This window comes from Streptomyces shinuiensis, assembly GCF_043660855.1.
Taxonomy (GTDB): Bacteria; Actinomycetota; Actinomycetes; order Streptomycetales; family Streptomycetaceae; genus Streptomyces.
Window position 1 is genome coordinate 5,642,021 of sequence record NZ_JBIHML010000001.1, and the last position, 20,484, is coordinate 5,662,504.

Below are 20,484 nucleotides of genomic sequence, written 5' to 3' on the forward strand. Positions count from 1 at the left end.
GTCCGCGACGGACACGCCCGCGTCGCGGGCGAGCGCCTCGGCGTTCAGCGGCCGCGCGTACTCCAGGCCGGTCCTGTCGCGGACACGGCGCAGTCACGCGAACCCGCTCAGGCGCTGCGCCTGGACGAGTACGCGTCTCCACGCCGGGCGGCACACGGCGGAACTCCTCCTCGCCGACGGCCGGGCGGCTCAGCGGAGCTCCTGGATACGGACCAGGTTGCCCGCGGGGTCGCGGAAGGCGCAGTCGCGGACGCCGTACGGCTGCTCGACCGGCTCCTGGACGACCTCGGCGCCGCCGGCCCGCACCTTCTCGAAGGCGGCGTCGAGGTCCGGGGTGGCCAGCTGGATCCAGCCGTAGGTGCCCTTGGCCATCATCTCGGCGATGACGCGGCGCTCGTCCTCGGTGATCCCGGGGTCGGCGGCCGGCGGCGCCAGGAGGATGGACGTGCCGGGCCGGCCGGCGGGGCCGACGGTGATCCAGCGCGTCCTGCCCTGCCCGACGTCGGTGCGGACCTCGAAGCCGAGGACGTCGCGGTAGAAGGCCAGGGACGCGTCCGGGTCGTCGTGCGGGAGGAAGGTCGTGTGAATGGTGATGTCCATGGTGGTCAGGCTAGTGCCGCGACTCGCGCTTCCCTGGCCCTGACCGCTTCCCGGCCGGTCCGGTTCACCCGGCGGGCAGGGTCTCCCGCATCGCCCGTGCGGTGGCGGCCGGGTCGTATCCCCCGGGAACACCCTCGACCAGGATGATGTCGCCGACGACGTGCCGGGAGCGCAGCGGTGCGATCTCCCGGTAGGCCGGTGAGTCCCACCAGGCCCGTGCCTCGGCGATCCCGGGGAAGCCGATCACCACGACGTGCCCGGGCCAGCTCCCCTCCTTCACCTCGTGCCGCGCGGCGTGCACGAGGAAGCGGCCGCCGTACGGCTCGAAGGTGGCGGGGATGCGCTCGATGTACCCGGCGATCTCCGGGTGCGGGGCTGCCTCCCGCAGATGGGCTATGGCGTAGGCGGGCATGGCGTCCTTCCGGTCGGTCGGGCTCCGCACGCGGCCGATCCTCGCATCCGGACGTGCCGGGGGCCATTACCCGCCAGGTCATCGCCCCCGGTGTACGGCATGGCGCGGACGGGGCCGCCGCGCCGTGCCTGCGGGGACGTGCGGACCTACCGGGCCGTGGAGGGAAGGCGCAGACGCCCGTCGTGCATCTCGGCGACCCGGTCGACCGCGGTGAGGTGGGCGCGGTCGTGGGTGACCAGGACGGTCGCGGTGGCCTGCCGGTGGGTGAGACGGGTGATCAGGTCGATGACGGCGGCGCCGCGTTCGTGGTCCAGGGCGCTGGTGGGCTCGTCGACCAGGAGCACGGTGGGGTCGTTCATCAGGGCGCGGGCGATGTTGACGCGCTGACGCTGGCCGCCGGAGAGCCGGTGGGGGCGCCGGCCGGCCAGGCCGGCCAGGCCGACGGCGTCGAGCAGTTCCATGGCCCGGCCGCGGGCCCCGTCCGGGGAGCGCCCGTCGATCCGTGCCATGACCTGGAGCTGTTCGGCGGCGGTGAGGGAGGGCAGCAGGTTGGGCTGCTGGAAGACGATGCCGATCTTCCGGCGGCGGAGCTCGGCGAGGTCCGCGCGGGTCATGCCGGTGGTCGTGGTGCCGTCGACGGAGACGGTGCCGCGGTCGGGTGTGATGAGGGTGGCGGCGACCGCGAGGAGGCTGGACTTGCCCGAGCCCGAGGGACCGACGACCGCGGTCAGGCTGCCTCCCGGAACGTCCAGGGTGACACCGTCGAGGGCGGTCAGGCGGGAGTCGCCGTCGGGGTAGGTCAGGGTGACGTCGGTCAGGTGCAGGCTCATCGGGCGCTCCCCAGGGCGGTCAGCGGGTCGACGGAGGTGATGCGGCGGATGGACAGGGCGGCCCCGAGCGTCCCGAGCGCGGTCATCACGGCGGCCGGGACGAGGACGGTGGCGGGTGTGAGCAGGAAAGGCACGTCCAGACCGGAGACGAGGGCACCGACGGCCGCGGCCGCGCCGGTGCCGATCAGAGTGCCGCCGGCCAGCAGGACGACGGCCTGGCCGAGCGCGTCCCCCAGCAGGGTGGCGGTGGAGGCTCCCAGAGCCTTCAGGACGGCGATGTCACCGCTGCGCTGGATGGTCCACACGGTGAAGAAGGCGCCGACGACCAGGGCGGAGATCACGAACAGGAAGCCGCGCATCAGCTGCAGGGAGCCGTTCTCGGAGGCGTAGGAGCCGATCGCGGACAGGGAGTCGTCCCTGGTGACCGTCCTCGTGCCCGCTGCCCGGTCGGTGGCCTCGACGCCGGTGGCGGAGGTGGTGTTCAGGGCGATGACGGTGGCCGTCGGCCCGTCGTCCCCAGCCGTGGGGGGCGTGATCTCCCGCCAGAGACCGAGGCCGGTCCAGACGACCGGGGTGTGGCTGAAGAAGGCGTCGCCGCTCACGGCGGCGACGGTCGCCCGCCGCCCGGCGAGGGTGAAGGCGTCGCCCACCGCGAGACCGAGATCGTGCGCGGCGGTGGCGGACAGGACCACCGCGTCGCCGCCCGGCCCGCCGCCTTCGGGGGCGAGCGCGGAGCCGGGCCGGACGCCGAAGACGGACACCCCGGTGCTCCTTCTCCCGGTGGCGGCCTTCGTGGTGGTGATGCCCAGCGGCTCGGCGCCGCTCACGCCGGGCGTCCGGGCCCACTGCCGCCACTGCCGCTCGGTGACGGTGGAGTCCGCGTACGACAGCTCTCCGCCCTCGCCCGGCGCCGCGAAGGCGATCCTGTCGGCGGGCAGGGAGGTGATCGCGGAGATGTTCTGCCGGCCCAGACCGGCGGTCAGGCCGGACAGCAGGCCGACCAGCAGGGTGATCAGCACGATGACGGCACCCATCAGGGCGAAGCGCCCCTTGGCGAACCTCAGATCTCTCCACGCGACGAACACGGTGCGGCCTGCCCTTCCAGAGGACACCAGGGGTAAGCGGTACGCCCCACCTTCGGCCACCGCCCCCAGGGCGGGCATCTGGCCCAGGGCGGCAATCGGCGGACCGAAAGTCGGTGTGACGGTTCCAACTTTCGACAGAGGCCCGACCGGGGCCGCCTCCTTAGGATGGGAGGACTGTGAACACCGCCGCCCCCGCTCCGGCCCCCACCGCCCGGGCACTGACCTGGTGCCTGCATCTGCTGGTCGTCGGGCTGCTCGCGCTCGCCGCCGGGCGGGCCGTGGCCGACGGCCGCCCGCACGCCGCGGCGGTCGTCGCCGCGGCGGCGGTGTTCGGCCTGGTGTACGCGGCCGGCCCGCTGCTGCCCCGGGTGAGCCGCTCGCGGCGGGTCGCCGTGCTGTGGCTGGCCGCCGTGGGTGCCGCCTGGCTGATGCTGCTGGCCCGCTCCGCGGAGGGGGTGTGGCTGGCGTTCCCGCTGTACTTCCTCCAGCTCCATCTGCTGCCCCGCCGCGCCGGCCTGGCCGCTGTGGCGGCCACCGCGGCCGCCGCCACCGGCGGCTTCGCCGCCCACCGGGGCTCCTTCGGCGCGGCGATGGCGATCGGGCCGTCCCTCGGCGCCGCCGTGGCGGTGGCGGTGGCGTGGGGATACCAGGCCCTGTACCGGGAGAGCGAACGGCGCAGGCGGCTGATCGAGGAGCTCACGGCCACCCGTGCCGATCTGGCCGCGGCCCAGCACACCGCCGGTGTGCTGGCCGAGCGCGAACGCCTGGCCCGCGAGATCCACGACACCCTCGCCCAGGGCCTGACCAGCATCCAGCTACTGCTGCGGGCTGCGGAACGGGCCCTGCCCGGCGCGCCGGAGACCGCCGCCCGACATGTCGACCAGGCTCGCCGGAGTGCCGTCGACAACCTCGCCGAGGCCCGCCGCTTCGTCGCCGCCCTCGCCCCGCCCGCCCTGGAGGGCACCACGCTGGCCGGGGCCCTGGAACGCCTGTGCGCCACCACCAGCGCCCGCCACCGGATCACCGCGCACCTCCATCTGACCGGCGACCCCGTACCGCTGCCGACCGCGCACGAGGTCGCGCTGCTGCGGATCGCCCAGTCCGCCCTGTCCAACACCGTCCGCCACGCCGAGGCCACCGGCGCCGAGGTCACTCTCGGCCACCTCGGCGACCACGTCACCGTGGAGATCGCCGACGACGGACGCGGCTTCGACCCCGACCGCCTGCCCGCCCCCGACCCGGAGGCCGGCGGGTTCGGACTGGCCGCCATGCGTGCCCGCGCACACGCCCTCGGCGGGGAACTCACCATCGAATCCGCCCCCGGCCGCGGCACCGTCCTCACCGCCCGGCTTCCTCTGTGCCGGCCCGACGGCTCCGGGCCCGAACCCGACCTCGGGCTCCTGCCCGGCCTCGACCCCGATCCCGCACCCGATCCCGAGGCACGCCCGTGACCGATCCCGCCATCCGCCTGCTCCTGGCCGACGACCACCCCGTGGTGCGGGCGGGGCTGCGCGCCGTACTGGAGACCGAACCCGGCATCGACGTGGTGGCCGAGGCCGCCACGGCCGAGGAGGCCGTCGCCCGCGCCGCCGGGGGCGGCATCGACGTCGTCCTCATGGACCTCCAGTTCGGCGGGGGGATGAACGGCGCCGAGGCCACCGCCGCGATCACCGCCCGCCCGTCGGCGCCCCGGGTGGTGATCGTCACCACCTACGACACCGACGCCGACACCCTCCCCGCCATCGAGGCCGGCGCGACCGGCTACCTCCTCAAGGACGCCCCGCCGGAGGATCTGGCCGCCGCCGTGCGCACCGCCGCCGCGGGTCGCACCACGCTGGCCCCGGCCGTCGCGTACCGGCTGATGAACCGGTTGCGCACCCCCGGTACCGCCCTGACACGGCGGGAGACCGAAGTGCTCGCCCTGGTCGCCGAGGGCCTGTCCAACCAGGCCGTCGGCGCCCGGCTCCATCTCACGGAGGGGACCGTCAAGTCCCACCTGGCCCGTGTCTACGCCAAGCTCGGCGTCGAATCCCGCACCGCCGCCGTCGCGGCCGCCACCGAACTCGGCCTCATCCGGCGGTAGCTGAAGGCACCGGCGGGCACGCACCGCGTACCGGGTGCCACGAGGACCAGGCGTGCCCGGCCGGGTCAGCCTCCGGTGCCCGCGCCGGTGGGGGCGCGGCGCACGCCGGGCATGGACACCGACAGACCGGCCGGCGCGGCGCCGTCCCGGTCGCGCAGGGGGACGCCGACGGCGACGAGCCCGTGTTCGGAGCGCTCCCGGCCGAAGGCGAACCCGTTGCGGCGCGGGCGACCGAGTCCGGCCCGCAGCCGGGGCAGGCCCGGGCGGTCGCCGGGACGGTCGCGGCAGCGCTCGGGTTCGGGCGCAGCGGGACGGCTCGTCCGGGTTCGTCCACACGGGCCGAAAAGTCCCGCGCCGTGATGTCGAGAACCCGCGGCCGGCTCCGTCCCCGGGGTGAGCGCGGCCACAATGGGCCGCACCGGCAACGAGGAGAGACACGATGGCCAAGTACCTGTTGCTCAAGCACTACCGCGGCGCCCCGGCCCCGGTCAACGACGTGCCCATGGACCGGTGGAAGCCGGAGGAGATCTCGGCCCACGTGCGGTACATGCGGGACTTCGCGGCCCGGCTCGAGGAGACCGGCGAGTTCGTGGACAGCCAGGCGCTCGCCCCCGAGGGGACCTTCGTCCGGTACGACGGCGAGGGACGCCCGCCGGTCACCGACGGCCCCTTCGCCGAGACCAAGGACCTCATCGCGGGCTGGATGGTGATCGACGTCGACAGCCACGAGCGCGCCGTCGAGCTGGCCGGGGAACTGTCGGCCGCCCCCGGGTCGGGCGGGAAACCGATCCACGAGTGGCTCGAGGTGCGCCCGTTCCTGACCGCGCCGCCCACCATCACGGAGTGACCCCTCGGATGGACGAGTCACCGCTGCGGAGTCTCGTACCGGGCGTGCTCGCGATCCTCGGCCGCCGCGGAGCCGGCTTCGCGGCGGCCGAGGACGCCGTGCAGGAGGCGCTTCTCGAGGCACTCCGTGTCTGGCCGGCCGACCGGCCGCGGGACCCGAAGGGCTGGCTGGTCACCGTGGCCTGGCGCAAGTTCCTCGACGCGGCCCGGGCGGACGCCGCCCGCCGCCGGCGCGAGGAACGGATCGAGGAGGAACCGGAGCCCGGGCCCGCGTCCGCGGTGGACGACACCCTCCGGCTCTACTTCCTGTGCGCCCACCCGTCGCTGACACCGTCGTCCGCGGTCGCGCTCACACTGCGCGCCGTCGGCGGACTGACCACCCGCCAGATCGCCCGGGCATATCTGGTGCCCGAGGCGACCATGGCGCAGAGGATCAGCCGGGCCAAGCGCACCGTGGCCGGCGTACGCCTGGACCGGCCCGGCGATGTCACCACCGTGCTGCGCGTCCTCTATCTGGTCTTCAACGAAGGCTACTCCGGCGACATCGACCTCGCGGCCGAGGCCATCCGGCTCGCCCGGCAGCTCGCGGCCGCCATCGACCACCCGGAGGCGGCCGGGCTGCTCGCCCTCATGCTGCTCCACCACGCCCGGCGCGCCGCCCGGACCGCACCCGACGGCGGCCTGGTTCCGCTCGCGGAGCAGGACCGCGGCCGGTGGGACACCGAACTGATCGCCGAGGGCGTGGAGGTCCTGCAGGCGGCCCTCGCCCGCGACCGGCTGGGCGAGTTCCAGGCCCAGGCCGCCATCGCGGCCCTGCACGCCGACGCGCCCACCGTCGAGGAGACCGACTGGGTGCAGATCGTCGAGTGGTACGACGAACTCGTGCGCCTGACCGGCAACCCGGTCGTCGGACTCAACCGCGCGGTGGCCGTCGGCGAGGCCGACGGCCCGCGCGCCGGGCTGGCGGAGCTCGCCGTGCTGGACGACTCCCTGCCCCGCCACGCAGCGGTGGCGGCCTACCTCCACGAGCGCGACGGCGACCTGGCGACGGCGGCACGGCTGTACGCCCGGGCGGCGCAGAAGGCCCCCAACCTCGCCGAACGCGACCACCTGACGCGCCAGGCCGCCCGGCTCAACGCCCGCCGGCACCGCTGACGGGCCGCGTCCGGACCTGCCGTCGGCCGGAACCCGCCCCGCGTCGGCGCCGGCGGGCATGTCGAAACAGGGCCCGACGAAGGTCACCGTGGTGGTGTCGACCTTGTCGGCGTGCGGCTGCATCGCCCGCGGGATCAGCGCCAGGGCCCGTGCGGGACGGCCGGGGAAGGCGTCCACGTCGGTGGTGGACGCCCCGCAGCCGGCGAGCCACCGTGTGAACCTGGCCCGGTAGGCGTCGGCGCCCGGCAGCCGCCACAGGTGCGCCGCGACCTCCTGGTCGTAGCCCTCCCAGGCCACGAACGTCGGGGAAAGCTGTACGAAGGGACGGCCCTGCGATTCGGCGAGGGCGCGCGCGGCGCAGGCGCCGATGTCGTACAGGTGCAGGTCCGCCGGATCGTCGTCGTAGGCGGCGCGCAACGGGGGGAGCGCCTGGACGGCGTCGTCGAGGAAGAGGCCCATCGCGGCGATGGGGTCGTCGGGCCAGTCGTTGTCGGCGACCGGCAACCCGGAGGCACAGGGGACGAGTTCGGCGCCGGTGGGCGCGATCAGGTCGGCCACCGACGGGTCGTTGGCGTAGGTCACACGGTGACCGCGGGCCACCAGCTCGCTGATGACCGCCAGGCTGGGCAGGATGTGGCTGACGGCGGGGATGCCGGCCATCGCGATATGGGCACGGCGACGGGACATGGATGATCACTCACTTCGGGTCCACGGCGGACAGGGACACGGCAGGCCCGCGCGCCGGCCGGTCCGAGAGCCTCGGACACCGGCGCGCACGGACATGCGGGAGAGCGGGCGGGGCGCCGCCCCGGCCGTGTCAGCCGTAGATCTGAAGGAAGGAGAACATGCCCGAGACCCTGGACCCCCGTCAGGCTCCGGCGCATCCCGATTACCACCGGTCGCCGCCCGGCGTGTGCCGTCGGCCGGTGGACGAGACGCCCGTCCCGCCGATCCGCCGGACATCCTCCAGCGGACACGGGGTCTGCCTGCTCCCGTGCCGGAACTCGCGGTTGGAGTCCGACATCACGGCGGCGACCGGCGCGTGCCGGGCGATGATCGCCGCGGCCTCCTCCGGGACCCCGTGGGGGCCTGCCCCCGGCGTAGGCGCGCACCGGCGCGTGGCGGCCCTCCCGGTCCTCGATCCGGTATCCGAACAAAGCGGTGACCAGCCAGTTCACCAGGTAGGCGGCGGTGTAGCAGCGGCCGTAGGTGCGATGCCGTTCGAAGAAGTCGGCCTCTTCCCGCGACAGTTCGAAATGCCGGAGCGCTCCACCGCTGCCTCCATCCGGGCGCCGGTCGCCGATCTCGATTCCGCGACGGTCGCTCTACGCATGGTGACCGGGCCGTGCCCGCGCCCTCCGGGCCGCCGTGTCCGGGCGAAGACGCGGACGGCGACTTCGCGCGCCCACCGCCCGGTTCCACGGGGGCGGCGGGGTGCGGTGCGGGGCTGCCTCCCTGCTATGGTGGTCTATACCACTGATGTTCACTCTTGGATCGGCAGGCCCAGCGTGGAAGTTGTCATCGTTCCGGACGCCGGCGCAGGCGGGGAGATCATCGCCGAGGCCGTGGCCGGCCTCCTGCGGCGCAAGCCCGACGCGCTGCTCGGTGTGGCCACGGGCTCGACACCGCTGCCCGTCTACCGGGCGCTGGCAGCCAAGGCCGCCGCGGGCGATGTGGACGTCTCACGCGCCCGGATCTGCCAGCTCGACGAGTACGTCGGCCTGCCCACCGGGCACCCCGAGTCCTACCGCTCGGTGGTGCTGCGCGAGGTGGTGGAGCCACTCGGGCTGGACGAGGCGTCCTTCATGGGACCCGACGGCTCCGCCGAGGACGTCCCGGCGGCCTGCGCGAGATACGACAGGGAGCTGGCCGAGGCCGGCGGTGTGGACCTCCAACTGCTCGGCATCGGCACCGACGGGCACATAGGCTTCAACGAGCCGTGCTCCTCACTGGCCTCCCGCACCCGTATCAAGACGCTCACCCGGCAGACCCGCGCCGACAACGCCCGCTTCTTCGGCGGCGACATCGACCAGGTGCCGCACCACGTCATCACCCAGGGCATCGGCACCATCCTGGAAGCCCGCCATCTGGTGCTGCTCGCCACCGGCGAGGCCAAGGCGGAGGTTGTCGCGCAGACCGTCGAGGGGCCGCTGTCCGCGATGGTCCCGGCCTCCGCGCTGCAGATGCACCCCCACGCCACGGTCGTGGTGGACGAGGCGGCCGCGTCCGGGCTGAAGCTCGCGGACTACTTCCGCGCCACCTACGAGGCCAAGCCGCACTGGCAGGGACTCTGAGGACGGCGCGGGCCTCCCGCGGTACGGCGTGGACCGTGGAGCCCCCGGTGTCCTCCCGCCCCTCTGGAGCGGGAGGACACCGGGCTTTGCGGTACTGGTCACGGAAGCCGCACGCCGTGCGGCCCCGGCCGGAGGGGAGGGTCCGACCGGAGTCTGGGAAGGGCCGCCGAAGGCCTGCGCCCGGCTCCGGGAGCTCCCGGTCAGCCCGCCAACCTGTCCGTGAAGTGCCTGGTCGGCGCGGTCGGCGCCGCGAGGCCCGGGAAGCCCGGCGTGACCGCTCGACGGCCGTGCCGGGCGGCCGGTCCTCGGAGACCCGGGGGACCTCGGACCCCCGCGCCGCCCGGCTAGGATCCGGATCATGCCGCTGACCGTGAAGGACGTGGACCGGTTCGAGGCCGCCAGACCCCGCCTGGAGGCCATCGCCTACCGCCTCCTCGGCTCCGCGAACGAGGCCGAGGACGCCGTGCAGGAGACCTTTCTGCGCTGGCAGGCAACCGACACCGGGCGCATCGAGGTCCCCGAGGCCTGGTTGACGAAGGTGCTCACCAACCTGTGCCTCAACCAGCTCGCCTCGGCCCGCGTGCGGCGTGAGACCTATGTGGGCCAGTGGCTCCCCGAGCCGCTGCTCGAGGGCGATCCGATGCTCGGCCCGGCCGACACCGCCGAGCAGCGCGAGTCGGTCTCGTACGCGGTCCTCGCCCTCATGGAGCGGCTCTCCCCCCACGAGCGGGCGGTGTACGTGCTGCGGGAGGCCTTCGAGTATCCGCACCGGGAGATCGCCGGGATCCTCGGTGTCACCGAGGCCGCCAGCCAGCAGATCCTCCACCGGGCCAGGAGGCACATCGCGGACGGCAGGGCCCGTACCGAGGTCGACGAGGCCGCCGCCCGGCGGATCGTCGAGGAGTTCCTGGCCGCCGCCGCCGGCGGGAGGACCGAGCCGCTGCTGCGGCTGCTCACCGCCGACGCCGTCTCGATCGGTGACGGCGGCGGAAAGATCCCGGCCCGCGTCAGGCCGGTCGAGGGCGCCCTCGCGGTCGCGAAGTTCATGCGGGGGCTGTTCAAACCCGCGCGGGCCAAGCGCGCCCTGGTAGGAGGCTCGCCCGGAGTCCACATCACCACCGCCAACGGCGGGCCCGCCGTCGTGGCGGTCGTGGACGGCCGGGTCGTCGGCGTCGTGTGCCTGGAGGTCACCGCCGAGGGCATCGCCGCGATCCTCAACCAGGCCAACCCCGACAAGCTCGGACGCGCGACGCAGGTGTGGGCGGCCACCGATCACGGAGAGCCCCTGTTGCACGCCTTCTGACCGCGGGGCGAGGCCCCCGGCTCCGGCACCGGACGTCTCCGATCCAGATGTGACCTGCTTCACTTCCCGTTCCTGTCAGGAAACGGCGTGCCGCCCGGTTCAAGGGGCGAAACCGCGCAGGAGGCGGAACCGTGCAGACAGGAGTCAGGAAAATGAAGCACCGCGTCATCGTCCTCGGAGCCGGATACACCGGAGCCGCCGCGGCCGGCCGCCTCGCCAGGCGGCTGCGCCGTGACGACGTCGCCATCACCCTCGTCAACGCCGCCCCCGACTTCGTCGAACGCGTCCGGCTGCACCAGCTCGCGGCCGGCCAGGATCTCAGGCCCCGGCCGCTCGACGAGATGTTCGCGGGCACCGGCGTCGAGCTGAGGACGGCGAAGGTCACCGGCGTCGACGCCGACCGCAGGACCGTGGCCGTCGCCGACACCGCCGGAGGCGTCCAGGAGCTGGAGTACGACACCTTGGTGTACGCCCTCGGCAGCGGCTGGAACGACCAGGGCGTCCCCGGCGTCGCCGAACACGCCTGCGAGATCGCGAGCCGGTCCGGAGCGCTCCGGCTGCGCGAACGTCTGGCCGGCACGGCCGCCGGGCAGTCCGTGGTCGTCGTCGGCGGCGGCCTCACGGGGCTGGAGGCCGCCGCCGAGATCGCCGAGGCCCGTCCGGACCTCGCGGTCGCCCTCGCCGTCCGCGGCGGCCTCGGTGACGACTTCTCGGACAAGGGGCGCGGCCATCTGCGGAAGGTCTTCGGCTCGCTCGGCATCACCGTGCACGAGCACACGGCCGTCACCGGCGTCGAGGCCGGCCGGGTCACCACCGCCGACGGCGGGGCCGTTCCGGCCGCGGTCACCGTGTGGGCCACCGGCTTCGCGGTCCACCCCATCGCGCGGGCCACCACCCTGAAGACCACCGGTACGGGCCAGATCGTGGTCGACGCGACCATGCGCTCGGTCTCGCATCCCGACGTGTACGCCGTCGGTGACGCCGCCATGGCGATGGGCCCCGGTGACAAACCGCTGCGGATGTCGTGCGCCTCGGGCACCCCCGCCGCATGGCAGGCCGCCGACGCCATCGCCGCACGTCTGACCGGCGGAAAGCTCCCGAAGATCCCGATCCGCTACTTCAACCGGTGCGTCTCGCTGGGCCGCCGGGAAGGCCTGATCCAGTACGTCACCGCCGACGACCGGGCCACCGGCGCGGCCCTGACCGGCCGGCTCGCCGCCGTCTACAAGGAGCTGATCTGCAAGGGCTCGGCCTGGGGCGTCGCCAACCCGACCCTCGGCCTGCCGGTCCGCCGCCGCCGGATCGTACGGGAGTCGGCCCGGACGGGCTCGGCCGTCGACGCGTCGGCCTGACCGGCACGGCGGAGCGGGCGCCCGCGACGTGGGGTGCCCGCTCCGCCGCCGGCACGGGGATCCGCCACGCCCCGAGTGCGGACACCGCCGCCCTTACCCGCACCCCTCACCCCCGAGAGGCCGGGCGCCGACCGCGCCGCCGGTCAGGACGGTGTCGCCGCGGTGAGCTTCGCGGTGCCGGGTGCGTAGACGGTCATCCAGTGCGGATGCAGCCGGTAGTAGACCACCTCGTCGTCCCAGTCGAAGGCGTCCTCGCCGTAGAAGCCCTTGAAGTACGAGAGCAGGTCCGGCCAGTCCGCGGCCGGTCCGCCGCCGTGGGGGTTGAGGACCTCCACCGTGCCGTGCGTGAACACCCCCAGGTCCTCGCCCCGCATGTGCGCGGCGCTGACGGCGGGCCGCGCGGCGAGGTGGCGGGCCTTGGCGGCACCGCGTGCCGTGCCGAAGTGCCATTTTCCGTGCAGGAAGTGCCCGTCCGCGCCGCTGATCCGCGGTTCGCCCTTTGCCGTCACGGTGGCCAGGGCGAGGGTGCGCATGCCGGTGAGGACCCCGGTGAGCTGCTTCGCGGTCAGTGTGCGCTCGGCGCTGATGATCGAGCGGAGGTGCGAGGTGGAGTGGGACAGTGAGGAGTCGAGGAGGGTCTGGAGGTCTTCGAGTTCTCGCGGTGTTTCGTGCATGGGGATCCTTGTCCGTCCTCGGGGCTTCGGCCCACGTTCGCCATCGGTGCCGGCCGGTGAGGCCATGCTCGACCCGAAACCCGACATCTTGTGTCGTGTTTCCTTCCGGTCGGACCGGATCGGGGCCCGGTTCACCGCGTCGTGCCACTCCACCCCGGACGGCACCGAGTCACCGGCCGCGGCGGCAGGGCCGCGTGATGCGCCGTCGGACCGTCCGGGGCGGGGGCCCGGTGGGGACAGGGCGCGGCTGGCGGGGTGACGAGCCCCCGTTCCGCACTCCGGCGTGCGCCGTGACCCACTGCAAGCGTCCTTCGTTCACGCTCTCCGACACCACGTTCCACTCCGTCGACGGCCCCTCGGCCGCGCTCCTCGAACAGGCGCGGTAGGCGGCCACGCTGCTGCTGCGCGCCACCACCGCCACCGCCGCAGCTCCCCGGCACCCGAACGACCGGGCCGGCGGGCGAGTGCCGGTGCCGGGTGTCACGCTGAGGTCGTACAGGACTCGCGAAAGGGAAGTGCCGTGACCACCACCGACTTCGTCCCCGGCTCCCCATGCATGCTCGACCTGGGCACCCCCGACGTCCGGGCCGCCGCGGCCTTCTACGGCGCGGTGTTCGGCTGGGACTACGAGCCCATGGGGGAGGGGGAGGACGCCGGGGGCGGGATGCTCCGGAAGGACGGCAAGACCGTGGCCGGGCTCGGCAGGCTGACCGAGGAGGGCGCGCGCTCGGCGTGGATGATCTACTACCGCGTCGCCGACGCGGACGCCACGACCCGGGCCGTCGAGCGCGCGGGCGGCACCGTGCGCGTGGCACCGACGGACCTCGGGGAGTGGGGCCGGATGGCGCAGTACAGCGATCAGCTGGGCGGCCAGTTCGCCGTCTGGCAACCGGGGAAAAACGCCGGCGTCGAGCTGATGGGCCGGCCGGGCTCACTGTCCTGGACCGAGCTGTACACCAGCGACACCGCGGCGGCGAGGGAGTTCTACGGGGATGTCCTCGGCTGGCGGTTCAGCGACATGGAGCTGCCGGGCGGTGCGGGCACGTACACCGTCGTCACGCCCGCCGGGCTTCCCGCGGAGCGTGCGCAGGGCGACATCATGGGGCTGCGCACCGAGGACCTCGCCCTGGCGGACGGACGGCCCTACTGGCATCCGGTCTTCGAGGTCACCGACTGCGACGCCGCGGTCGCCGCGGTCACCGGGAACGGCGGGAGCGTGCGGACGGGGCCGGAGGACGCGGAGGGCATCGGCCGCTTGGCCGTCTGCCTCGACCCGTCCGACGCGGACTTCGCGGTGCTCACCCCGAACCCGGGCTGAGCCCGTGCCCTCACAGTCGGCGGGGTGATGTGCGCGGCCTGTGGGCGCCGTTCCGGGGCCGATGCCTCAGGCGAGGTCGGCGACCAGCGGCGGAACCGCCGGGCCGGTCAGCAGCACCGGACAGATCCTGGACCAGGCGACGTCCGTGCGGGTGCCGGTGAAAGCCGGCAGCCCCGCGAGGACGGGCGGTGTTCCCGCGACGACGCGGTACACCCGGTCGGCGGTGGATGTCCCGCTGCCGACCGGAGCCCGGACAGTCCGGCCGGCGTGATGCTGCGACCCCGCCCGGCCCGGCAGCCGACCGGGGCGCCGGCCACCCGAATTTTCGCTGAGCGCACTCACTGAGTATGCTCACTGAAATGGATGAGATCTCCGCACGCCCGCCCTCCGGCGGCATACGCAGACAGCGCAAACAACAGACACGTCAGGCGCTGCTCGCAGCGGCACGCCGAGTGCTGCAGCGGCGCGGGCTCGCCGGGCTGACGACGCGGGACGTGGCCGCGGAGGCCAACGTCGCGGCCGGGACGTTCTTCGTGCACTTTCCCGATCTGAACACCCTGATCGAGACCCTCCTCGACGAGCACGTCGGCCGGGCCCTGGAGACCGCGATGCGCGACCTGCCCCCGGCCGGCGACCTCGTCGGCCGGCTGGTCCACGTGGCCGGCGAGCTCTATGCCAGCTATGACCGCGAACCCGACCTCGCCCGGCAGTACCTGTCCGCCTCGCTCTTCCACACCAATCCCCAGGGCCCCACGAACCAGCGGATGGCCGAGTTCCGCCAATGGGTCACGCGGGAACTCGAGGAAGCCTCCTCGGTGAGCGCGGTCACCCTCCCGGACCCGGAACTGCTGTTCACGGCTTTCTTCTCCCTCTACTTCGGCATCCTCGTCGCCGGACTGCGCGGTGAGATGGACCGTGCCGCCCAACTGCGGCTGCTGGAAGCGTCCCTCACCCGAATCCTCACCGCGCGTCCCCGGCGGGAGCGCGCATGAGGGCGCTCGACATCCTCGTCGCGGGCGGAGGCATAGGCGGACTGACCGCAGCCCGCGCCCTCCGGCGCGCGGGCCACCACGTAACCGTCGCCGAAAGGAGCCCCGGCCCTCCCGCGACCGGCGCCGGCATCGTCCTGGCACCCAACGCCCTGCACGTCCTCGCCGCACTGGGTGTGGACCTCTCCGAGCACAGCCACCCGCTGCCCTCGTTCGACCTGGCCAACGCCGACGGGACCGTACTGCGACGCATCCGGCCCCGGCATCCGGCCGGGCACCGCGAACCCTCCCGGTCCCTCAGCCGCTCATCGCTCCACACGGCCCTCCACGACCACCTGCCGGGCGAGGTGCGCTTCCTCGCCGGACGGACCGTCACCTCCGTGCGGGACACCGGGCGAAAGGCCGAGGTCGGCTTCGCCGAGGACCCCGCCGTGCACTCCTACGACCTCGTGGTCGGCGCCGACGGCCTGCGCTCGGCCGTCAGGGAGCAACTCGCCGGCCCAGTCCCGCTGCGCTACAGCGGCGCCACCTGCTGGCGGGGGATCACCGACAACACCGGATTCACCGGTGCCGTGGAGTCATGGGGGCCCGGCACACGCATCGGCGCCGTGCCCCTGCCCGGCCGGAAGCTGTACTACTACCTCGTCGCCACCGCGCCCCGGCGTGCCCCGGAGCCGGACTGGCCCGACGGCTTCCGCCGCGCCTTCGCCCACCACCGCGGCGAGGCGGCCCGGCTCTTCGGCACCCTGACCGAGGCCCCGCCCCTCCACCACGACCTGGAGGAGCTGGACACACCCGTGTGGGGCAACGGCAGGATCCTGCTCCTCGGCGATGCCGCCCACGCCATCACGCCGAACCAGGGACAGGGGGCAGCCATGGCCATCGAGGACGCCTACGCCCTCGCCCTGAGCCTGGACCCCGGCGCGGACGGCGCTCCTGAGCGCTACCGGGCCCTGCGCCACCGCCGGGTGCGCCGCATGCAGCTCACCTCACGGCGCATCGGGAGGATCTCGCACTGGCACAGCCGCCCGGCGCGTGTGCTGCGTGACACGGCGCTCCGCCGACTGCCGCGGTTCGCCGCGCAACACCAGTACCGCGCACTGGTGGAACCCGCGCTGGCCCTGCTGCGCGAGCCGTGAGCCGGGGCGCCCGCCACCGGCCCCGATCCGCTGGAGGTGCTGGGAAACCCTGCACGCGGACGGGTTTCCCAGCACCTGCGGCCACCACCGAGCGACCCACCACAGGAGTACGCGCCATGTCCGAGAACCCTTACCGTCCCGCGGCCGCCGTGGCCGCCCTCGTGCTCGCCGCCCTCTCCTCCCTCCACCTCGTCTGGCTGAGGTCGCCCTGGCCGCTGACCGGTCGGGAACGATTCCTCGAAACCGTCGTCGGCCGGACAGACCCCTCCTCGGGTCCGCCGCCGTGGATGACCCTGGCCGTCGCCTGCCTGCTCGCGGCGGCGGCGTGGCTCCTCCTGGCCCGGGCCGGACTCGTGCGCGGCTTCCTCCCGCACCGGATCCTGAACGCGGCGACCGGGATCGTCGCCGTCGTGCTGCTCCTGCGGGGCGCCGCGGGCCTGGTCCTGTCCGGAGTGATCGGCCAGGGCCCCGCGCCCTTCCGGTTCTGGGACCTGGTCCTGTACTCGCCTCTGACCCTGGCCCTGGGCACGGTCGCCCTCCTGGTCACCCGTACTCCCGCCGTCCGTCCGCGGCGGCCGGCCGGGCCGCCGGACGCACACCGGCACCCGTGACCGGCCGGAGCGCGGCCCAACCGGCGCCCGCATCGGCAGCCCCCCGGGGGCGGTTTCAACACGTTGTCATCGTCATCGGGCGTTTCGAAACCGCCTCCCGGGGCGGTCGGCCGAAGCGCCGAGATCTCCGCAAGGTGACCTGGCGCCGGGCCGCCGGCCCACGCCTCGCACCCGCGCGGTCCGGAACCCGCGGGACGCGGCGGCCCGCGGAGCCCGGGAGGGTGCGGGCGGGCCTGTCCGGTATCGGGCAGGCCCGGGGCCACGGCGGCCGGGCCGCGGCCCGGCCGGGGCTCACCGGAACCTCCGGTGGTCGCCGTCCCCGGCGACCGGCAGCCCTCCGCCGTCCGAGGAAGCCGTTCGCTCGATGTGCAGGTCAAGGAAGTGGGCCGAGCACGAGATGCACGGATCATGGTTGCGGACGGCCCTCTCGCACAGCCGGGTGAGTTCCGCGTCGGACCCCTCTCCGCGGTCGAGTCCGGCCTGGACCAGCCGGCGCAGGTCCTCCTCGATGACGCCCTGGTTCTGCGCCGTCGGCGGAACGATCCGGGCGTCGGCGACACGTCCCCCGCCGTCGAACGCGTAGCGGTGGTAGAGCAGGCCGCGCGGCGCCTCCGTCGCGCCGTGCCCGACACCGGCCGGGGCCGTCACCTCCACGTACGGGCGGGCCGGGCGCTCGTACTCCGAGACGATCCGCAGGGCCTCCTCCACCGCGTACAGGACCTCCACGGCCCGGACGAGGATGCTGCGGTAGGGGTTCCTGCAGACCTCGCCCCGCGCGGCGCCCTCCGCGCCTGTGCGGGGCGCCGGATCGCCCAGCCCCGCCTCCCGCGCCGCCTCCAGGGCCAGCGGGGAGAGCAGATGGCCGTTGACTGCGTAGCGGGCGAGAGGGCCGGTGAGATGCCTCCGGCCGTCCAGCCGGGAGTGGAGGGCGGTGGAGTGGGGGACCTGCTCCTCGGCGACGTGAGTGGAGAAGTCGTGCAGAGGAAAGCCGTACGGCGCGAGCGTCCTGTCGTACGGGAGCACGGCGGGTACACCGGACTCGATGGCGTACGTGCCGGTCCCGGCGAGTGCGAGCAGGTCGGCGTGGCACTCGGCGTCGGGGAAGTCGAAGCCCGAGACCCAGCGCAGGGTGTCCAGGGCGTCGTCGAGGGCGATGCGCAACCGCTCCGTCAGGGGGCGGAGTTCGGCGCGGGCCGGGGCTCGGTGGAAGCCGCCGACACGGACGTTGACGGGGTGGATCGCGCGTCCTGCGAGCAGTTCGACGACGGCGTTGCCGGTCTGCTTCAGGCGCAGTCCGCGCTCCACGTGCACCGGGTGGGAGCGGGACAGGCCGATCACGTCGTCGTGGCCGAGGAAGTCCGGTGCGTGCAGCAGGTGGATGTGCAGCGTCTGGCTCTCGATCCACTCGCCGCAGTACAGCAGCCTGCGCAGGGCGGCGAGTTGCCCGTCCACGACGGCGCCGCACGCGTCCTCGACGGCCCGGCAGGCACTCAGCTGGTAGGCGACCGGGCAGATCCCGCAGATGCGGGACGTGAGGTCGGGGGGTTCGGTGTGGGCCCGGCCCCGGAGGAAGGCCTCGAAGAACCGGGGCGGTTCGTAGATGCCCAGCCGGGCCTCCGTGACGGTTTTGTCGTGGATTCTCAGATGCAGCGCGGTCTCGCCCTCGACCCGGGTGAGCGCGGGAACACGCAGGACCCGGGACCGGGCCCCGGGCTCGCTCACCGGGACCCCGCCTCGTCCGTCGTGCCCGGCCCCTGCTCCTCCACGGCGGCGAAAGCGGTCGCGTTGAAGGTGCGCAGGAACCTGCCGATGTCCTCGCCGCTCATTCCGTCGCGGTGCATGAGCGGGGCGAGTGCGGGCAGATTCGTCGTGCCCGCGGGCCCGAAGCATCCGTAGCAGCCGCGGCCGTAGGCCGGGCAGAGGGCCCCGCAGCCGGCGTGTGTGACGGGACCGAGGCAGGGTGTGCCGTGGGCGACGGTGACGCAGACGTTGCCGCGCCGCTTGCAGTCGAAACAGACGGCGTGGTCGGGGACGCCCGGTTTCCGGCCGGCGAGGAAGGAGGTGATGACCTCCACCAACTGGCCGCGGTCGATGGGACAGCCTCGCAGTTCGAAGTCGACCGGTACATGGGCGGAGACCGGTGTGGAGGTCGCGAGGGTCTCGATGTAGTCGGGGCGGGCGTAGACCACTGCCAGGTACTCCTCGGCGTCGGCGTGGTTGCGCAGTGCCTGGACGCCTCCGGCGGTGGCACATGCGCCGATGGTGACCAGGTGACGGGAGTCGGCGCGGATGCGGCGGACGCGCTCCAGGTGTTCGGGGGTGCTGACCGACCCCTCGACGAGCGCCAGGTCGTACGGGCCGGGGGCGACATCGCTGGACGCCTCCGGGAAGTGGGCGATCTCCAGTTCGGCGGCGATGCCGAGGAGTTCGTCCTCGCAGTCGAGGAGGGTGAGCTGGCAGCCGTCGCACGAGGCGAACTTGAACACACCGAGCCGGGGCCGGGCGGGCGGTGCGGTGTCGGTGCCCATGTCCGTCACAGCTCCCGTACGTTGAGCAGGGGTCGTGCTCGGTCGTGGCCGATGACGGGGCCGTCACGGCACAGCAGCAGGGGGCCGAGCTGGCAGTGCCCGCAGTGTCCGGTGGCACAGCGCATGTTGCGTTCGAGGGAGATCCGGATGCGGTCGGGGCGCACCCCCCGGTGGACCAGCGCACGGCCGGTGGCACGGATCATGACCTCGGGACCGCAGACGAAGGCGGTCGTCTCCGCCGGCGTGAACCGGGCTTCGCCCAGCAGGGCGGTGACGACTCCGACGCGGCCGGTCCAGCCGGGGGAGGGCCGGTCGACGGTGACGGCGGCGAACGGTTTTCCCCAGGTGGGGAACTCGTCCTGGTACAGCAGATCACCGGGTGTCCGGGCACCGGCGAGCACGTTCAGCCGTCCGTACGCCTGCGGTTCGGCCAGGACGGTGTCGATCAGCGGGCGCAGCGGGGCGAGCCCGATGCCGCCGCCGATGACGAGCAGATCGCGGCCGCGGGCGGCCTCCGGGTCCCAGCCCGTGCCGAACGGGCCGCGCACACCTGTCCGGTCGCCGATCCGCAGGCCGCACAGAGCGCGGGAGACGGCCCCGACGGCGCGGACCGTGTGCGTCAGCCGCCGTCCGTCGGCGGCCCGGGAGACGGAGACCGGGATCTCGCCGACGCCGAACGCGTACACCATCGCGAACTGGCCCGGTGCGAAGGGGCGCAGGGCCTGTGCGTCCGGCTCGAGTGCGAGCGTGACCGTGTCGTGCGTCTCGTCGCGCCGGTCCACCACGCGGTGCGGAAGGGGAGCGAGCGTCACGGTGCCGTCCCGCCTCCCCGGGCCCCCTGCGGCCCGTACAGGTCGAGCAGCCGGACGCGGGTGGCTCTGAGCCTGTCTCCGATGGTCGCCGCGACGGCGGTGACCAGCGACAGTCCCAGCGCCGGTTGCTCGGTACACAGGCCGAGCACCTGGGCGGCGTCGAACTCCCAGGCGCGGACGGGCTCCCGGGACTCGGCCCCGAGGTGCCACTGCCGGGGCGGGCACAGCCACGACCAGCCGAGCAGATCGCCCGCACCGACGGTCTCGACGACGGTGCGCCCGCGGCCGGGCACCTGAACGTGGAGCGCGACCGCGCCCGAGCGGATGACCCAGAACCGGTCGGCCGTCTCGCCCTCCTCGAAGATCCGCGTGGCGGCGGGGAAGAAGACCTCGTGGGCGAGGGCCATCAGCCGCCCGCGGTGCTCCGCGGACAGAGCGGCGAGCACCCCCTCG

At 74.0% G+C, this 20,484-nt stretch carries 22 protein-coding genes and 2 pseudogenes; 12 read left to right on the forward strand and 12 right to left on the reverse strand.

Going from position 1 to position 20,484, the window contains the following annotated elements; translation table 11 throughout:
- Positions 1-189: 189 nt before the first annotated feature.
- From ACGRHY_RS25535 to ACGRHY_RS25550, 4 genes are all read right to left on the reverse strand, one after another.
- Positions 190-600 carry a VOC family protein gene (locus tag ACGRHY_RS25535; protein ID WP_394637649.1) on the reverse strand — a complete coding sequence of 137 codons (411 nt, stop codon included), beginning with the start codon at positions 598-600 and terminating at the stop codon, positions 190-192.
- Between the two features lie 64 nt (positions 601-664).
- On the reverse strand, positions 665-1,012 hold the full coding sequence (locus ACGRHY_RS25540) for a DUF1330 domain-containing protein (RefSeq protein WP_394638201.1): 348 nt from the start codon (positions 1,010-1,012) through the stop codon (positions 665-667).
- Between the two features lie 146 nt (positions 1,013-1,158).
- Entirely contained in the window at positions 1,159-1,842 is a 684-nt protein-coding gene (locus tag ACGRHY_RS25545) for an ABC transporter ATP-binding protein (protein WP_394637650.1), read from the reverse strand.
- Positions 1,839-2,927, reverse strand: coding sequence for an ABC transporter permease (locus ACGRHY_RS25550; protein ID WP_394637651.1), 1,089 nt, complete (start codon positions 2,925-2,927; stop codon positions 1,839-1,841). The genes ACGRHY_RS25545 and ACGRHY_RS25550 overlap by 4 nt, the downstream gene beginning before the upstream one ends.
- Positions 2,928-3,103: 176 nt before the next feature.
- Between ACGRHY_RS25550 and ACGRHY_RS25555 the strand changes: the two genes are divergently transcribed.
- Together ACGRHY_RS25555 and ACGRHY_RS25560 are read left to right on the forward strand one after the other, a co-directional pair.
- Positions 3,104-4,378, forward strand: a complete 1,275-nt coding sequence (locus ACGRHY_RS25555) for a sensor histidine kinase (RefSeq protein WP_394637652.1) — start codon at positions 3,104-3,106, stop codon at positions 4,376-4,378.
- Positions 4,375-5,010 carry a response regulator gene (locus ACGRHY_RS25560; protein ID WP_394637653.1) on the forward strand — a complete coding sequence of 212 codons (636 nt, stop codon included), beginning with the start codon at positions 4,375-4,377 and terminating at the stop codon, positions 5,008-5,010. The genes ACGRHY_RS25555 and ACGRHY_RS25560 overlap by 4 nt, the downstream gene beginning before the upstream one ends.
- A 65-nt stretch (positions 5,011-5,075) precedes the next feature.
- On the opposite strand, the gene ACGRHY_RS25565 is transcribed toward ACGRHY_RS25560, so the two are convergent.
- The gene (locus ACGRHY_RS25565; protein WP_394637654.1) at positions 5,076-5,429 is read right to left on the reverse strand and encodes an IclR family transcriptional regulator domain-containing protein; all 354 of its coding nucleotides are present in this window, start codon (positions 5,427-5,429) and stop codon (positions 5,076-5,078) included.
- 20 nt (positions 5,430-5,449) lie between these two features.
- On the opposite strand from ACGRHY_RS25565, the gene ACGRHY_RS25570 reads away from it, so the two are divergent.
- Together ACGRHY_RS25570 and ACGRHY_RS25575 are read left to right on the forward strand one after the other, a co-directional pair.
- Positions 5,450-5,857: a YciI family protein gene (locus tag ACGRHY_RS25570; RefSeq protein ID WP_394637655.1), complete on the forward strand. Its 408-nt coding sequence runs from the start codon at positions 5,450-5,452 to the stop codon at positions 5,855-5,857.
- 8 nt (positions 5,858-5,865) lie between these two features.
- Positions 5,866-7,011: an RNA polymerase sigma factor gene (locus ACGRHY_RS25575; RefSeq protein ID WP_394637656.1), complete on the forward strand. Its 1,146-nt coding sequence runs from the start codon at positions 5,866-5,868 to the stop codon at positions 7,009-7,011.
- Positions 7,012-7,053: 42 nt separating this feature from the next.
- Here ACGRHY_RS25575 and ACGRHY_RS25580 read toward each other — a convergent pair.
- Positions 7,054-7,698, reverse strand: a pseudogene (locus tag ACGRHY_RS25580) (glycosyltransferase); the annotation flags it as partial.
- An 821-nt stretch (positions 7,699-8,519) separates the two neighbouring features.
- Here ACGRHY_RS25580 and nagB point away from each other — a divergent pair.
- From nagB to ACGRHY_RS25595, 3 genes are all read left to right on the forward strand, one after another.
- Positions 8,520-9,305: a glucosamine-6-phosphate deaminase gene (gene nagB / locus ACGRHY_RS25585; protein WP_394637657.1), complete on the forward strand. Its 786-nt coding sequence runs from the start codon at positions 8,520-8,522 to the stop codon at positions 9,303-9,305.
- Positions 9,306-9,663: 358 nt separating this feature from the next.
- Positions 9,664-10,608: an RNA polymerase sigma-70 factor gene (locus ACGRHY_RS25590; RefSeq protein ID WP_394637658.1), complete on the forward strand. Its 945-nt coding sequence runs from the start codon at positions 9,664-9,666 to the stop codon at positions 10,606-10,608.
- A gap of 152 nt (positions 10,609-10,760) precedes the next feature.
- Complete coding sequence (locus ACGRHY_RS25595; RefSeq protein ID WP_394637659.1) at positions 10,761-11,960, forward strand: NAD(P)/FAD-dependent oxidoreductase; 1,200 nt, start codon at positions 10,761-10,763, stop codon at positions 11,958-11,960.
- A gap of 143 nt (positions 11,961-12,103) precedes the next feature.
- Here the strand turns inward: ACGRHY_RS25595 and ACGRHY_RS25600 are convergent, their stop codons facing one another.
- Positions 12,104-12,634 carry a pyridoxamine 5'-phosphate oxidase family protein gene (locus ACGRHY_RS25600; protein WP_394637660.1) on the reverse strand — a complete coding sequence of 177 codons (531 nt, stop codon included), beginning with the start codon at positions 12,632-12,634 and terminating at the stop codon, positions 12,104-12,106.
- Positions 12,635-12,876: 242 nt separating this feature from the next.
- Here ACGRHY_RS25600 and ACGRHY_RS25605 point away from each other — a divergent pair.
- Both ACGRHY_RS25605 and ACGRHY_RS25610 read left to right on the forward strand, forming a co-directional pair.
- Positions 12,877-13,017, forward strand: a pseudogene (locus ACGRHY_RS25605) (dihydrofolate reductase family protein); the annotation flags it as partial.
- Between the two features lie 137 nt (positions 13,018-13,154).
- Positions 13,155-13,952: a VOC family protein gene (locus ACGRHY_RS25610; protein ID WP_394637661.1), complete on the forward strand. Its 798-nt coding sequence runs from the start codon at positions 13,155-13,157 to the stop codon at positions 13,950-13,952.
- Between the two features lie 66 nt (positions 13,953-14,018).
- Here ACGRHY_RS25610 and ACGRHY_RS25615 read toward each other — a convergent pair whose 3' ends face one another.
- On the reverse strand, positions 14,019-14,165 hold the full coding sequence (locus ACGRHY_RS25615) for a hypothetical protein (protein WP_394637662.1): 147 nt from the start codon (positions 14,163-14,165) through the stop codon (positions 14,019-14,021).
- A gap of 146 nt (positions 14,166-14,311) precedes the next feature.
- Here ACGRHY_RS25615 and ACGRHY_RS25620 point away from each other — a divergent pair, with 146 nt between their 5' ends.
- From ACGRHY_RS25620 to ACGRHY_RS25630, 3 genes are all read left to right on the forward strand, one after another.
- The gene (locus tag ACGRHY_RS25620) at positions 14,312-14,944 is read left to right on the forward strand and encodes a TetR/AcrR family transcriptional regulator (protein ID WP_394637663.1); all 633 of its coding nucleotides are present in this window, start codon (positions 14,312-14,314) and stop codon (positions 14,942-14,944) included.
- The gene (locus ACGRHY_RS25625) at positions 14,941-16,080 is read left to right on the forward strand and encodes an FAD-dependent monooxygenase (RefSeq protein WP_394637664.1); all 1,140 of its coding nucleotides are present in this window, start codon (positions 14,941-14,943) and stop codon (positions 16,078-16,080) included. The genes ACGRHY_RS25620 and ACGRHY_RS25625 overlap by 4 nt, the downstream gene beginning before the upstream one ends.
- A gap of 116 nt (positions 16,081-16,196) precedes the next feature.
- Positions 16,197-16,691 carry a DUF3995 domain-containing protein gene (locus ACGRHY_RS25630; protein ID WP_394637665.1) on the forward strand — a complete coding sequence of 165 codons (495 nt, stop codon included), beginning with the start codon at positions 16,197-16,199 and terminating at the stop codon, positions 16,689-16,691.
- A 291-nt stretch (positions 16,692-16,982) separates the two neighbouring features.
- On the opposite strand, the gene ACGRHY_RS25635 is transcribed toward ACGRHY_RS25630, so the two are convergent.
- From ACGRHY_RS25635 to ACGRHY_RS25650, 4 genes are read right to left on the reverse strand one after another with little or no spacing between them, the layout of a single operon-like run.
- Positions 16,983-18,413 (reverse strand): Ni/Fe hydrogenase subunit alpha, encoded by a 1,431-nt coding sequence (locus ACGRHY_RS25635; RefSeq protein ID WP_394637666.1) that lies wholly within the window; start codon positions 18,411-18,413, stop codon positions 16,983-16,985.
- Positions 18,410-19,219 (reverse strand): NADH-quinone oxidoreductase subunit B family protein, encoded by an 810-nt coding sequence (locus tag ACGRHY_RS25640; protein WP_394637667.1) that lies wholly within the window; start codon positions 19,217-19,219, stop codon positions 18,410-18,412. The genes ACGRHY_RS25635 and ACGRHY_RS25640 overlap by 4 nt, the downstream gene beginning before the upstream one ends.
- A 5-nt stretch (positions 19,220-19,224) precedes the next feature.
- Positions 19,225-20,031, reverse strand: a complete 807-nt coding sequence (locus ACGRHY_RS25645; RefSeq protein WP_394637668.1) for an FAD/NAD(P)-binding protein — start codon at positions 20,029-20,031, stop codon at positions 19,225-19,227.
- A complete protein-coding gene (locus ACGRHY_RS25650; RefSeq protein ID WP_394638202.1) occupies positions 20,028-20,438 on the reverse strand; it encodes a cyclic nucleotide-binding domain-containing protein in 411 nt (136 codons plus the stop codon). The genes ACGRHY_RS25645 and ACGRHY_RS25650 overlap by 4 nt, the downstream gene beginning before the upstream one ends.
- Positions 20,439-20,484: the final 46 nt, after the last annotated feature.

What these genes read in the sequence shown, in the direction of transcription:
- ACGRHY_RS25535 (WP_394637649.1), bottom strand. Translation starts at nt 600, where the DNA reads ATGGACATCACCATTCACACGACCTTCCTCCCGCACGACGACCCGGAC.
- ACGRHY_RS25540 (WP_394638201.1), bottom strand. Translation starts at nt 1,012, where the DNA reads ATGCCCGCCTACGCCATAGCCCATCTGCGGGAGGCAGCCCCGCACCCG.
- ACGRHY_RS25545 (WP_394637650.1), bottom strand. Translation starts at nt 1,842, where the DNA reads ATGAGCCTGCACCTGACCGACGTCACCCTGACCTACCCCGACGGCGAC.
- ACGRHY_RS25570 (WP_394637655.1), top strand. Translation starts at nt 5,450, where the DNA reads ATGGCCAAGTACCTGTTGCTCAAGCACTACCGCGGCGCCCCGGCCCCG.
- ACGRHY_RS25575 (WP_394637656.1), top strand. Translation starts at nt 5,866, where the DNA reads ATGGACGAGTCACCGCTGCGGAGTCTCGTACCGGGCGTGCTCGCGATC.
- ACGRHY_RS25590 (WP_394637658.1), top strand. Translation starts at nt 9,664, where the DNA reads ATGCCGCTGACCGTGAAGGACGTGGACCGGTTCGAGGCCGCCAGACCC.
- ACGRHY_RS25595 (WP_394637659.1), top strand. Translation starts at nt 10,761, where the DNA reads ATGAAGCACCGCGTCATCGTCCTCGGAGCCGGATACACCGGAGCCGCC.
- ACGRHY_RS25600 (WP_394637660.1), bottom strand. Translation starts at nt 12,634, where the DNA reads ATGCACGAAACACCGCGAGAACTCGAAGACCTCCAGACCCTCCTCGAC.
- ACGRHY_RS25620 (WP_394637663.1), top strand. Translation starts at nt 14,312, where the DNA reads ATGGATGAGATCTCCGCACGCCCGCCCTCCGGCGGCATACGCAGACAG.
- ACGRHY_RS25625 (WP_394637664.1), top strand. Translation starts at nt 14,941, where the DNA reads ATGAGGGCGCTCGACATCCTCGTCGCGGGCGGAGGCATAGGCGGACTG.
- ACGRHY_RS25630 (WP_394637665.1), top strand. Translation starts at nt 16,197, where the DNA reads ATGTCCGAGAACCCTTACCGTCCCGCGGCCGCCGTGGCCGCCCTCGTG.
- ACGRHY_RS25640 (WP_394637667.1), bottom strand. Translation starts at nt 19,219, where the DNA reads ATGGGCACCGACACCGCACCGCCCGCCCGGCCCCGGCTCGGTGTGTTC.
- ACGRHY_RS25650 (WP_394638202.1), bottom strand. Translation starts at nt 20,438, where the DNA reads ATGGCCCTCGCCCACGAGGTCTTCTTCCCCGCCGCCACGCGGATCTTC.